Origin of the sequence: Mucilaginibacter sp. (genome assembly GCF_036383575.1) — a bacterium.
Classification (GTDB): Bacteria; Bacteroidota; Bacteroidia; order Sphingobacteriales; family Sphingobacteriaceae; genus Mucilaginibacter.
The window spans coordinates 1-13,541 of record NZ_DASVOB010000553.1 but is presented as its reverse complement, the minus strand read 5'-3'; the positions used below and the strand labels follow the sequence as shown (position 1 = coordinate 13,541).

At 43.7% G+C, this 13,541-nt stretch carries 9 protein-coding genes; 3 read left to right on the top strand and 6 right to left on the bottom strand.

The window, feature by feature from the left end:
- Both VF500_RS19685 and VF500_RS19680 read right to left on the bottom strand, forming a co-directional pair.
- On the bottom strand, positions 1-482 hold a 482-nt coding region (locus tag VF500_RS19685), incomplete at its 3' end, for an alcohol dehydrogenase catalytic domain-containing protein (RefSeq protein WP_330861311.1).
- Between the two features lie 93 nt (positions 483-575).
- Positions 576-1,454, bottom strand: coding sequence for an AraC family transcriptional regulator (locus VF500_RS19680; RefSeq protein WP_330861310.1), 879 nt, complete (start codon positions 1,452-1,454; stop codon positions 576-578).
- A gap of 184 nt (positions 1,455-1,638) precedes the next feature.
- On the opposite strand from VF500_RS19680, the gene VF500_RS19675 reads away from it, so the two are divergent.
- Together VF500_RS19675 and VF500_RS19670 are read left to right on the top strand one after the other, a co-directional pair.
- On the top strand, positions 1,639-2,574 hold the full coding sequence (locus tag VF500_RS19675) for a DUF6268 family outer membrane beta-barrel protein (RefSeq protein ID WP_330861309.1): 936 nt from the start codon (positions 1,639-1,641) through the stop codon (positions 2,572-2,574).
- Positions 2,575-2,606: 32 nt separating this feature from the next.
- Positions 2,607-2,837 carry a hypothetical protein gene (locus VF500_RS19670; RefSeq protein ID WP_330861308.1) on the top strand — a complete coding sequence of 77 codons (231 nt, stop codon included), beginning with the start codon at positions 2,607-2,609 and terminating at the stop codon, positions 2,835-2,837.
- A 236-nt stretch (positions 2,838-3,073) separates the two neighbouring features.
- On the opposite strand, the gene VF500_RS19665 is transcribed toward VF500_RS19670, so the two are convergent.
- From VF500_RS19665 to VF500_RS19650, 4 genes are all read right to left on the bottom strand, one after another.
- A complete protein-coding gene (locus tag VF500_RS19665) occupies positions 3,074-7,324 on the bottom strand; it encodes a hybrid sensor histidine kinase/response regulator (RefSeq protein ID WP_330861307.1) in 4,251 nt (1,416 codons plus the stop codon).
- A 264-nt stretch (positions 7,325-7,588) separates the two neighbouring features.
- Positions 7,589-9,097, bottom strand: coding sequence for a carboxylesterase/lipase family protein (locus VF500_RS19660; protein ID WP_330861306.1), 1,509 nt, complete (start codon positions 9,095-9,097; stop codon positions 7,589-7,591).
- Positions 9,098-9,109: 12 nt separating this feature from the next.
- Entirely contained in the window at positions 9,110-10,708 is a 1,599-nt protein-coding gene (locus VF500_RS19655) for a S8 family peptidase (protein ID WP_330861305.1), read from the bottom strand.
- A 97-nt stretch (positions 10,709-10,805) separates the two neighbouring features.
- Complete coding sequence (locus tag VF500_RS19650) at positions 10,806-12,551, bottom strand: c-type cytochrome (RefSeq protein WP_330861304.1); 1,746 nt, start codon at positions 12,549-12,551, stop codon at positions 10,806-10,808.
- Positions 12,552-12,737: 186 nt separating this feature from the next.
- Between VF500_RS19650 and VF500_RS19645 the strand changes: the two genes are divergently transcribed.
- The gene (locus tag VF500_RS19645; RefSeq protein WP_330861303.1) at positions 12,738-13,382 is read left to right on the top strand and encodes a hypothetical protein; all 645 of its coding nucleotides are present in this window, start codon (positions 12,738-12,740) and stop codon (positions 13,380-13,382) included.
- Positions 13,383-13,541 lie beyond the last annotated feature (159 nt).

Sequence of the window (13,541 nt, the reverse complement as noted above, 5' to 3'; positions counted from 1 at the left end):
CCGGCACACAGCAAAGGTGCTACCGAAGCCAGGTCAAGTTTATCAGAGATCCGGAGAACGAAATCTTCATGAACCACGATAGTGTTTGAATATCCGCCGTAAGTAGGGGTTTTGTGGTCCTGTTCATAGCCATTATAGGTTTGTGAATGGCCGTTAGTGCAATATTGCTCCAAGCCGTCTTTACAGTTATCGCAAACACGGCATGAATCAACCAGGCAGCCGGTACCGGCAAGATCGCCTGCTTTGAATTTTTTTACGTGCTCGCCAACTTTAACTACGCGGCCAACAATTTCATGACCAGGAACCATTGGGAATATCGAACCGCCCCACTCATCTTTAATTTGGTGGAGGTCGGAGTGGCAAACACCGCAAAATAAAATGTCAAATTGTACATCATGAGGACCAACCTCACGGCGCTCAAATGTCCATGGTGCAAGATCAGTGTCTTTAGTTTGTGCAGCGTATGCTTTTGTTTGTATCATATCAAAATGTTTTATGATACAAAGATGCTGACTATAACGAAGGGGCGGTATTTTATAACGTCCAAGTTATTTGACTATTCTGTCCAAATTACTTTACTGCATTTGTACAGTTGGACGATGGGCTGATGGGGGGCACCCATGATGTGCTTTATAAAGGCGCGAAAAATGAGCAAGGTTCTCGAAACCAAGCGAATAACAAACATCTGTTACCGCCATATCTGCCGTAAGCATCTCTTTTGCTTTGGCTAAACGCTTTTCACGGATCCACTGCGCCGGGGTAACCTGGTAAATGGCAAAGAAATCACGCTTAAAGCTGGAAAGACTACGTCCGGAAAGATAGGCCAGTTCAGTAATAGAAACGGGCGAGGCATAGTTATCCATCACCACATTGCGGATATCACCATGCACCTGCTGTTTAAGCTGCAACAATTGCTGAAGCATGTTCCTGTCCACATGCACAAGATCATAAAGCAACTCCAACATTTTAAGCCGCATCAACGAACCATCAATGCTTTCAGGCTCTTCAAAGTAAGGCACTACCGATTCGAAAAATTTGCGCAGGCGTTCTTTTACAGGCTTCACGGTAACCTTTGCCGGCTCAACAGTTTCTACCGATTCAATTTTGGCCATTTTAACAAAATCGCGCAAAAACTCATCCTTCAGGAAAAACATCAGGCTGTTATAGGTCGAGCCCTTTTCTGGGTTCCCCATTTTATCATAATTGATCTGGATAGCTTTTTTCAGCAGCACCATTTCGTTTTTGGCTACAACATATTCCATGTTGCCATGAGTAATGGTATTGGTGCCTTCCAACACCACAAGCAGCATATGGTCTTCTAAAAACATGGAGCCACGGCTACGATGCGTAACCGTACATGATTCTACTATGGATAAGCCATTTAGTTTGATATCCCTATGGTGATAAGGGGCGCAAACCAATTCGTCGGGTACTTTAACTGCTTTTTCTATCATCTCAAATAATAGGTAAAGTTACAGGATAATCTGCAAACAGGCTTTTCTATTTCGTTCAAAAAATTTGACTATGCGGTTCAGTACACATCCGGCAAAAAAATATAATTAACAGCAATAGGGGTAAGTTGCTTCAGGCGTGTTTAAGGGACAAATTGAAATAATCTTCTAACAACACAAAATTGCAATGAAAGCAACATCCTTAATCTATCTTGTTATCATTTTAGTATCCTTTAAGCTTACCGCCGGTGCCCAACAACAATTGGCTACAAATACCGATACCACATTTAAACCCAAAATCGGATCCTTTGATGTAGGTTACTCTTACTCGCCATTTACTGTTAACCATAAAAAGATGAGCATCCAGCAAACGAATGCTTCGCTATCCGTGCCGATTGTAAACAATTTCAAAGACGGCAAGCTTGATTTCTTAATGGCCGGAGTTAGCTATAGCGGACTTACTTTATCTGGTACAGGCCAAACATTCGGCGGTACGGAGTTTTACTCTATTTCAGTCCCCATCACTTTTCAAAAGTCATTTTCCCAGAAGTATGCCTTGCTGGTATCCGCAATTCCCACCCTGTCATCGGATCTGAAAGATGTTTCGGGCGATGACATATCATATTCCGCTTTCGCCATGCTTAAGATCCGTACTTCAAAAACCTTTTCTTATGCTATCGGAGCAGGATATTCACGCCAGTTTTTTGGTTCGATATTACTTCCTGTTATTGGGATAGATTGGCAGATCAGCGATAAGTTAAGTCTCAGCGGCACACTACCTGTTTCTGAAAAACTGAAATACCAGCTAAGCGATAAAAGTATCATCGGGCTCAGCAGTGATTTTGGTATTGGCGGAGGCTCGTACCGGCTGTCAAAGAAAACCGGATCAAACTATTTGCAAGTGCAGCAGTATAAAAACACACTCTTTTATAATTACCAGCTGGCTAAAAACTTTTCGGTGCAGATAAGCGGCGGTTACAATTTTGTGCAAAAGCTTGACCTATATAACAAGGATCAAAAAGTTAACTGGGCACCCTTTAACGACCTGAACAAACGCGTTCCATTAGCCGAACTAAAAAAGACAGGTATTACCGTAGAATCAGGGATCAGCTACCGCTTTTAGGTTATTTCTTTTAACATTAAGTCAGGCGTAGTGTGGAAACAACTATTAATTCAACGGTAGAGGTTTTTAAAACCAATGTTGAGGACTCCGCCAGGGCAGCAATGCTGGTCGGTCTGCTTCAAAAGTTGATCACCAATAGCCGCGTAAATTTTGACCTGGAAGATTGCGATAGAATATTAAGGATTGAAGGCCTGGATATCTCAACTCAATTGGTTATTGGCATTCTTGAGGATCATGGTTATCTATGCCAGTTGCTTGAATAAGATTTGAAGCCTTTACGGTTTATCAGAGAAAGGTGCGGGCTATCCCGCAAGTGTTCGGAAGATAAAATCACCTCTTAAAAAAACCATGTCATTGCGAGCGTAGCGTGGCAATCTCGTAGCCAATGCATATCCGATCTGTATAGCTACGAGATTGCTTCGTCGTTCCTCCTCGCAATGACATGGTTTTTTAAACCAACATTTTCAATTGATCTGAATCTTCCGAACACCTATGCAGGTTATCCCAAAACCTCCACCTTTTCCAGTATAGTTACAAGGTCTTCCAAACGCATGGGTTTTGAAAGATAATCGTCCATGCCGCCCTGCATGCAAATTTCGCGATCTTCCTGCATGGCGTTGGCTGTCATGGCCACGATGTAAGGCTGATTGCCGCCCTGCAAGCGAATTTGAGCAGTGGTTTCCAATCCGTCCATTTCGGGCATCTGGATATCCATCAAAATAATATCGTAGTATTTTTCAACAAGCTTTTCCAATACAATAACGCCATTGGTAGCCATATCAGACTGATAGCCCAATTTGTTCAGTACCCGCTCTATGAGTTTTTGATTTATTGGGTTATCCTCAGCAACCAGGATCCGGAGCGGATGATCTTTGGCGAAATCCGCCGATAATACACTCTTGGCTGCAACTTCGACTGTTACCGTATTGTCCTGGTTAAATGCTTTCTGAATGCTCATGCATAAGTGGTGCTGCTTAACCGGCTTAACCAATATGGATGAAAACAATCCCGGAAATTTGCTTTTAGTTTCATCTCCAATAGAGCTTAACATCACAATAGGCAGCTTGGGAAATTTAACTTTTACCTGGTTTGCGAGGCCAACACCGTCCATTTCGGGCATTTCCATATCGGTGATCAGCAATTTAAAGCTATCATCCTGATGCAGTATGGCTAATGCCTCGGCACCTGATGAGGCTGTTACCGGTTCCAGTTTCCAATGCTCGAGCTGTGTGCGGAGGATAAACAGGTTAGTATCATTATCATCAACGATAAGTACCCGTAAACCCGTTAATGCGGCCAAATCGCAAAGCAATGGCGTGCGCACCGGGTTTTTGCTTTTGATGGTCTTGATAGAAAAACTAAACACCGAACCTGCGCCATATTTACTTGTTGCCGAAATATCACCGCCCATTAAATTCACCAGTCTTTGACAAATAGCCAGCCCAAGCCCTGTACCGCCGTATTTGCGGGTAGTTGATGAATCAACCTGCGAAAATGCTTTAAACAACCGGGAGATCTTTTCTTCAGGGATGCCAATACCGGTATCTTTAACACTAAAGCCGATCTCGGCCTCTTCACCTATCTGCTCCTTTAAAAATACTTTAATAAAGATCTCCCCTTTAGAGGTGAATTTAATAGCGTTATTGATAAGGTTGATCAGCACCTGTTTTATCCGCAGGCTATCACCTACAATATATAGCGGAACATCCGCGTCGATATGATAAATGAGGTCTATCTTTTGCTGGGCAGCCCTTTGCGCAAAAATATCCATCACTTCTTCAATGGTGTGACGCAGGTCAAAATCCTCATGCTCCACCTCCATTTTGCCCGATTCGATCTTCGAAAAATCGAGGATGTCATTGATCACGCTCATCAAGCCCTCGCCACAACTGATGATGGTATCGGTATATTCCCGTTGCTCATAGTCCAGCTTTGTTTCGGCAAGTAGCGAAGCCATCCCGATAACGCCGTTCATTGGCGTGCGGATCTCGTGGCTCATGGTTGCCAGGAAAATGCTCTTGGCCTGGTTGGCCTTTTCGGCTTCTTCCCTTGCCTGTTGTTCCTGTTCCTTTTGCACAACCAGTTTACCATTAAGCTCATGCAAATGCTCCGACTGAACCTGCAGCTCTTCCGACTGGGCTTTTAACTCTTCCGACTGCGCCTGCAATTCTTCATAAGCTTCCTGCAATTCATCTGATTTTACCTGGAGCTCACCGGCTTTTTGAACAACCTCACGGGTACGCTCCTGCACCTGTTTTTCAAGCTGGGCTTTCTGCTTTTGGATAGTATTGATACGATAGGCATAAAAGCTATATGCCGCCGCTATGACCAGCAACAACACCAGCAGCCTAAACCACCACCTTACCCAAAACGGCGGGGTGATCACAATAATGACCGATGCGCCAATGTTATTCCAAACCCCATCGTTATTGGAGGCCTTTACATGAAAAGTATACGTTCCCGGATCAAGGTTGGTATAAGCAGCCCTTCGCTCCGTGCCGGCCTTTACCCATTCTTTATCCAACCCATCCAGCTTATATTGGTACTGGTTGTTGCGGCTTACGATATAATTAAGCGCAATGAAATTAAAGGCTATTGACGATTGATCGTAGTTGAGCGTTATTTTGGGGGTAACGCTGATGTCTTTTTTTAGCAAAGAGTCTTTATCACCAGGCACTACCGATTTATTGAACAGCTGGAAATCGGTTAAATAAACCGGCGGGATAAACGTATTTGCTTTGATTTTTTCAGGGTAAAACCTGTTAAATCCTTTAACGCCTCCAAAATACATTTCACCATCGCGGGTTTTCAGGTAGGCATTAGCTTCAAACTCGGTGCCCTGCAATCCATCATAAGTATTAAACTGCTTATTATCGCCGGTTTCGGGGTTTAGGCGATTGATCCCGGTTGATGTAGAGATCCAAAGGTTATGTTTTTCATCCTCAGCAATCCCTTTAATAAAATCGGTACTTAGGTTGCCTTTAGTGGAGAACAGGTTGAATTTGTTATTGGCTTTATCAAACAGGTATAAACCTGCCATGCCAATCCAAACCCGGCCTTTGCTATCAGTAAAAATTACCCTCGAATCTGTCTTCTTTTTTTCGTGATCAAAATAATGTGAAAAACGGCGGGTGTTAAGGTTATAACAATTAAGACCGCCATCATCGGTGCCAAACCAAACATTGCCATCTTTATCTTCCCCTGCCGAAACAACATTGTTCCCTTGGAATGAGGTCTGCCCATCCGGATCTTTTAGTACCCTTGTAAATTTATGTGTTTTGGTATCCAGTAAATTAAGACCGCCAAAATAAGTTGCTACCCAAAAATTGCCCCGGCTATCCAGCAGCATCCTTTGCATAAAATCTGAACTTACCGCGTTGCGGTCGGCAGCATTAGCTTTAAAACGGGTAAACTTTCCGGTTACCGGGTTCATGAGGTTAATGCCCCCGCCCCAGGTACCTACCCAGATGTTGCCCTGTGCATCTTCGGCTATATCCTGGATGGCATTGGTGGAGATACTTGAAGCATCATAAGGGTTAAATTTATACTGGCGAAACTGCTCTGTTTTACGGTTGAACAAGTTGAGACCACCGCCATCGGTGCCTACCCAGATATTGCTTTTACTATCTTCAAAAAAAGCTTTAACGTCATTATAGCTTAAAGTAGTTTCATTAATGCCCTGCCTGTACAATTTAAACTTATCGGTTTCGGCAGTATAAAGGTTAACCCCACCGCGATGAGTGCCTATCCAAAGGTCATGCTGCACATCCTCATAAATTGCCGAAACAGTGGTATTGGAAAGACTGCCGGCATTTTCGGGCCGAGGAAAGTATTTAACAAACTTTTGGGTTTTGGCATCAAACCAGTTCATCCCCTGGTTAATGGTACCTATCCAGATATCGCCATCCCTGTCGCAAAGTACCTGCAGAACAAGGTTGCCCGACAAACTGCCGCTATCCATATCATCATGAACAAACAACTTAAAGTTTTTGCCCTCTGCATCAACCCTCACCACACCCTGCCCATTGGTACCTATCCAAATGTTGTTGGCTTTATCGGCAGTGATGGAAGTAATATCACAGCCCGCAACAGGGCCATTAATAGCCAAAGGTTTAAATGCAGATTTAGCAGCATCATATATACAAAGACCATGACGGGTGCCTACCCACAAAGTACCTTTATTATCTTTATAAAGCGTATTTACCGTATCGCAGCTAAGGCCCGCGCTACCATGGCCGAAATGTACGGCCTTGCCCGTACGTATATCAAGCAGACTGATACCGTTACCTTGAGTACCTACCCATAAATGATCATCATCCTTTGCTGTCACTGCTGTAACAACTGTGTTTTTAAAACCCCAGGCCGAAAATTTATTGGTAACCGGATCAAACCGGTTAAGATTATAGTTGGTGCCTATCCAAAGTTTGTGAGCGGCATCTTCATAGATACAATTAATAAAGCCATCGCTAATGCTGGCTTTATCGGCAGGATTGTTTTGATAGATGATAACCTTTGAACCGTCGTAGCGGTTTAAGCCATCACGGGTACCAAACCACATAAAGCCCCGGCTATCCTGAAAAATGCAATTTATGGTACTGTTTGAAAGTCCCTGTTCATTACTGATATGCCTGAACCGGGAATCAGAGATCTGGGCAAATGAATTGAGCGAGCCCCCTAAAATAAAAAACAGTAAAAGCACCAAAAATTGTATGGTGCGCAGGCGATATGCTGCAAAGTTTGGATCAGCCATTTAACGTTAGGGGTGTCATTAAGTAACAGCAATAATACTTAAATTATCTCACAATAATTTGTGAAACTCTTTAAGCATCTTGCATATACGTTATTAATATGCTAACTGGATTTTAATTAGGCTATATTTTTATCAATAATTTTATGGTTTATACGGTAATATTTGCAACCGGGTTGCGAAAGCAACTAAAGCTTCACCAATTATTCATAAAACTATTGTCAGTTATCGGTCAGGTTTGAATAATGTTTAGCCGGATAGAAGAATCTACTTCAGGATAAAACACGAAGACGGATTGGCCTTATCATTATAAACATTGCTAAGCTGCACTGGTCCCGATATGGTATCAAAAACCATAATATTGTTTTCGCCCGCTACAAAATGGGGCCATTGTTTATCATTAACCTGACCGGGGGCCTTGTCTTTTATAAAGTTAACCCAGGTTTGGTGGATCTGGTTAGCCAGCTGTAGTTCTGTTTGATTGAAGTTGTTTTGTTTGGGTAAAAACCAAACATAGCTTAATTCGTCGGCATGGGTAGCGCCGGTACCATCCCGCTTATAGTCAAAACGGTACATCCAAACGTGGTTGCCTGCCTGTGCCAACATGCTGGCAAGCCGGTAGCTGTGCATCTGGTACATGTATTGGGTAAGTACTTTTAGGGCTGCACTATCCGCATTTTCGTTTTTAGCTTCGGCATTATAATTTGACAAAACATAACGGTAGTTGTCACCAAACCATCCGTAAAGCACCGCACTATCGGGATGGTTGAGGCGTTTATCGAAGCCCATGAACATTTTACTTTCAAACTTATTGGTGCCGATCAGGAAACGTACTTTGTCATTCCTGTTTTTACGAATGTATTGATACGGATCATCTGAAATAACTGAGCCATCTATCACCGGGCCAAAATAGTTGGTGCCCTGTGCGCCGTTGCTGATATTAGCCTGGGCTGCGATAAGTTTTTCGGCCGAGATCTTCAGCAGGTCGGCAGGTTTGGAAATACCCAGTTCGGCCATGAGCCGCTGCCTGATACCTTTAGCTGTAACGCTGTCCCTGATGCATTGTACCGCACCGCTTTCCAGGATCTGCTGGTTAAAATATCCTTTAGCCTGAGGAGTAGCCAGTAAGGCGCTGGTAAGTTTGGCCCCTGCCGATTCGCCCATTACGGTTACGTTGGATGCATCGCCGCCCATAGCTGCAATATTTTGCCTGATCCATTTTAGTGCCATGATGAGGTCAAGCAGGCCGTTATTTCCTGACGATTGGTAGCTCTTGCCCACATCGCCCAGGTACATAAAGCCAAAAACACCAAGGCGATAGTTGATAGTAACGGTAACAACACTATCGTCGTCAGCAAAAGCATGGCCATTCATTCCCATGCCAGAGCCGCCTGTAAGCGCGCCGCCATGTACCCATACCAATACCGGAAGCTTAGCATCCCTTGCCGTTGTTGGCGTATAAACGTTTAAAGTGAGGCAATCTTCATTGCCTTTTAGTCCACCCTGGCCACCGCCCTGCGATGCCGGGTTCCCAAATTTCTCGCACGAAAGTGTGTCTTTCCACGGAGCGGCTGGTTGGGGAGGCATAAAACGTAAAGGGCCAACCGGTGGTTTAGCATATGGAATGCCTTTAAACACCAATGTTGGCCCTTCTTCAATACCCTTGATCCACCCGCCTGATACTTTTGTTACAACTGTTTGGGCTTTAACGCTAAAGCTAAAAATGATCCCGAACAAAAAAGTGCATGCCGGTATCCGGCGGATGATATTTTTCATAAAAAGGTTGCTCTAATAAGTGGCAGCCAGCTGAAGCGCGTTATAAGCATTAACAACGCCGCCGGTTACACAAATATCAGCAAACGGAACCTCTTTTTTAGTATCGCCATCTTTAATCACAACATTATGTGATATTTTCACTACCGACTTCATAATGATCTCCTTAACCTGCGTAGCTGTCAGTTTAGGATAATACGAGCGGATCAGCGCTGCTAAGCCCGTTACAACCGGTGCCGCCATACTGGTGCCATCATGCTCGGCATAGGTTGATTTTGGAGTGGTTGAATTGATAGCCACGCCCGGTGCAAATACATCAACACTGGTTTTGCCATAGTTGGAGAAAGATGCTTTCAGCGTTTCATCATCTTTAGGGCCCGATGCGCCTACCTCAATCCATGCACCTGCCACACCGCTTTTATCTTCATAAGCCCGGTTAGGAACGTTGAGTTCAACCTCGGTATTGTTGTTGTCATTCCCGGCGGCATGTACCAGCAGCACATCTTTGCTTAATGCAAATTTTACGGCCTCATCTACCGCTTTTTTATTGTACGAATAACTTTTGCCAAAGCTCATGTTGATCACCTTAGCACCGTTGGCAGCGGCATAACGAATGGCATTAGCCACATCTTTATCACGTTCGTCGCCGGTAGGTACGGTGCGTACCGACATGATGGCTACATCATTGGCCACGCCCATAATGCCAAGATTGTTATCCCTTACCGCACCTATGATACCTGCAACGTGAGTGCCATGGTCGGCATCCGGGCCGGTTACATCATTATTTCCATAAAAACGCTCATTGGCGTTATTATAGTTATCACCTACGGTATCCCTCGAATTGAAATTAAGGTTGAGGTGATAATCTAACTGTTCTTTGAAGTGGGTTAAGCCGCCGTTTACCTCTTTTTCCCGGAAATCAGCTACATTCTTAAACTCGGGCAGGGCACTTTCCAGTACACGCTTAACATAGGCTTCGCCATTGTCTTTAGGCTCAAACTTTTTAATATCATCAAGACTTGGGTTCTGGTTCCCCAATTTTGTCAGTACGCCATCAAGCAGGGTATTAAATTTATTGATAACGGTATATGTTTCCTTGGCTTTGGCAACCTGCTTATCCATATCGGCTTTCATGGCGCCATATGCTTTAAAATCGGACAGGTCTTTACCGGTAAGTTTGGTGCTGTCAACATTGGCAAAGCGGGGGGTGTTGATACGTACAAGACGGGTAAGCTCCAGGTTATCATAATGTACATCGCCCTTGTCCGATCCTATAAAATCCCAGCCATGGATATCGTCAATGTAGCCGTTTTTGTCATCATCCTTTTTATTCCCGGCGATTTCTTTCGGGTTATTCCAGATCACTTTTTTAAGGTCCTCATGATTAACATCAACACCACCATCAATTACAGCTACCAGTACAGTAACGTGTTTTTTGCCTTTTAGCAGTTCGTTGTAAGCTTTTTCGGTACTGATCCCGAACACAGAATCGGTTTTAAGATCGAGGTTTTGCCAATTAGGTTTAGTTTTTGGCGCTTCCTGCGCATAAGTGAATACAGGTAAGCAAAGCCCGGCTACCAGCACAAGCTTTTTAAGCGGAAAATTATTGATCATTAATACTTTCAGTAATAGTTATATACGGTACAAAAACTCTAAAGTAGGTTTTTAATTGTTGAAAAAATGTGCGGGGTTGGTGATTTTTCCGGAGATGTTACTTCTCTGCCCTGATCTTTTTAACCTCAGCCGCTGTAACCAGGCTGCTGTTGTTGCCAAAATTGTTGCGGATGTAAGTAAGAACCGAAGCTATGTCGGCATCACTCAAAAAGTTATGCTTGGGCATTGCGCTGTTGTAAGGATGGTTCTTTACCTTGATCGGCCCTTCCAAACCGTTTAATACTACCCTTATGGCCAAATCTTTTTCCATAAACTTACCCCCGGTAACCCATTCCGACCCGCTGAGCGGCGGGATCATGTTTCCATCGCCCCGGCCATTTTTTTGGTGACAGTTGGCGCAATAAGTATTGTAAATTTTAGCACCGCCTTTTAACATGCCGGTTTGTAGGTCGCTTTTCAACACATCGGGCAGCCTGAAGCCCGGCAGTTTTTTACGCAACTCCATTTTGGCAAGCTCGGCTTTGCCGAACCCTGCTTTATTGCCGGTGTAGGAGATCTTCCAGATCTTTCCTTCTTCCGTTTCGCTGATGTACAATGAACCATCGGGCCCCATCGCCAGCCCCATAGGGCGGTAAACAGCGTCACTCACACTTACTACGGTGTTTTTGCCGGTAAAGCCATCAGCAAAAACCTCCCATTGGCCTGCGGGCTTGCCGTTTTTAAAGGGCACGAAGCATACAAAAAAACCTGCCTGGGGATAAGGCGACCTGTTGGTTGAGCCATGAAAGGCAATGAAAGCGCCATTTTTATATCTCGCCGGAAATTGATCACCGGTATAAAAAAACAGATCATTAGGTGCCCAGTGTGCCGGGAAAGCCATGATAGGCTGAGCGTATTTAACGCCATTGCCGGCTTTTATGCCATCGCCGCCATATTCGGGGTTCAGGAGTTTTTTCTTTTTAATGGGATCATAATAATAGTAAGGCCAGCCTACATCGGCACCCTTTTTTACTTTAATAAATTCTTCGGCCGGTAGTACAGCGCTTTGCCAGGCACTGAATATTTTAGGGAACTGTAAACGCAGGTCGTCACGTCCATGGGCAACAACGTACAGGCAATTGTTGGCAGTATTCCAGTCCATAGCAACAACGCTGCGCATACCGGTAGCATAACGGATGCCATCGGCCTGTACCTGGTTAGGTTTGGCTTCATCAAATTGCCAGATGCCTCCGTATTGCTTCAGTAACGGGCAGCCCTTGATCCCCTTTGAACCGGGAACCCTGTTTTGTTCCTGGCAAGCGTTTGAGGGAGCTCCGAATGCTACGTACATATGCCCGACATTATCAAATGCCAGGGGCTTGGCGTCATGCTCATGCGGAGCGGTGGCATCATGCAAGATCAATTCGAGCGGGCCATCGGGTATCAGTGATTTTGGATTTAGTTTGGTGCGATAAACGTTTTCCTCCGAACTGAAATACAGGTAGCCTTTATGTACCCGCATCCCTGTACCATAGGGACCCTTATCTTCATAATCAGCAAATTTTTTTATGATATCTGCCCGTCCGTCGCCATTAGTATCACGCAGGGCTACATTACCGCCGATAGAATCAGGGAAACGAAGTTTTACATAGATATCACCATTGGTATTCACTGCTATGTGACGGGCGCGGCCTTCCAGACTGTCAACAACTACTACGGCTTTAAACTTACCGGGCAGGAATAAGCCGCCATTGGAGGTATCCTTTGCCGGCAACGTTATTTTATTTCCGATATCTTTAAAGCTGATTACAGACAGTGCGCACAGGATCAGTAAAATACCAATTACGGTTGTTTTATTTTTCATTACAAATAGGCGGATTATGCTTAAGCCGGATTGTTGCTTAAAAAGCAAGTCCTGCTATAAAAGAGATTTCAGGGGTAAATGTTTAAGCTTCGACAGTTTTTTAATTTTATTTTAGCATACCCTTTTATTTCCCCAATATATTAATGAAGCATATCAATTACTTTAGATCTTCTCAAATTAAGAAACATGTCCACAATAATAAAGTATAAGAATGCGATGGGTGAAGAAGTTCCTTCCCGGCAAGCTGATCTTTTACAAGGCGATTATAGCCACGAGGCTTACATAGATGGGATTTTGAAAAAAGTCGAAATCTACGAGAATGATCATTTAATCGGCGGAGATTATTATTTATCAGAAGATGAAAACATCCAGTGTGTTATTCAAAGGCTTCGGGATGTTTGGGACTATGGCACTTTTTTAGTAAGGAAGCAGCAGGATCGTGACCATACTTTATGGGATTGGGAATTATATAATAGAACAGAGATACTTGAACAGGGCAAAAGAGTACTCGATAATCAAAACAGAATTATAGCAGAACAGTATATCGACCCTTCAACAAAAAAGATAAAGTCCACGCATAAGTATTGTTATTTAAAACATCTGGGGAATTTTATAGATTCGGGACGCATCGCCAACTACGGAACAATCGAGTTTACTTACAATCTTTGTGAGCCAGACGAAATAATAGTGCTTGTGAATTTGCCTGGCTTCGATAATGAGCAATACTATATTACAAGCGACGAAAATGTCCTGAACCATCCAATGATAGTTCCTTTATTCTCTTGGAAGACTGAAAGATATTATAATTCTGATCAGTTACTCCCGGTTTAGAATAAATATAAGATCATCTTGCTTTCGCGGATTTCAACCTTCTAAACAAAACCCCCATTATTATGCCCGATACTTCAAATCAACAAAATAAATTAGGCCTGTGGACCAGCACCTCACTGGTGATTGGCAACATGATAGGTGCAGGTATTTTCCTGATGC

Coding starts and splice junctions, on each gene's coding strand:
- VF500_RS19680 (WP_330861310.1), bottom strand. CDS start 1,454: ATGATAGAAAAAGCAGTTAAAGTACCCGACGAATTGGTTTGCGCCCCT.
- VF500_RS19675 (WP_330861309.1), top strand. CDS start 1,639: ATGAAAGCAACATCCTTAATCTATCTTGTTATCATTTTAGTATCCTTT.
- VF500_RS19665 (WP_330861307.1), bottom strand. CDS start 7,324: ATGGCTGATCCAAACTTTGCAGCATATCGCCTGCGCACCATACAATTT.
- VF500_RS19660 (WP_330861306.1), bottom strand. CDS start 9,097: ATGAAAAATATCATCCGCCGGATACCGGCATGCACTTTTTTGTTCGGG.
- VF500_RS19655 (WP_330861305.1), bottom strand. CDS start 10,708: ATGATCAATAATTTTCCGCTTAAAAAGCTTGTGCTGGTAGCCGGGCTT.
- VF500_RS19650 (WP_330861304.1), bottom strand. CDS start 12,551: ATGAAAAATAAAACAACCGTAATTGGTATTTTACTGATCCTGTGCGCA.
- VF500_RS19645 (WP_330861303.1), top strand. CDS start 12,738: ATGTCCACAATAATAAAGTATAAGAATGCGATGGGTGAAGAAGTTCCT.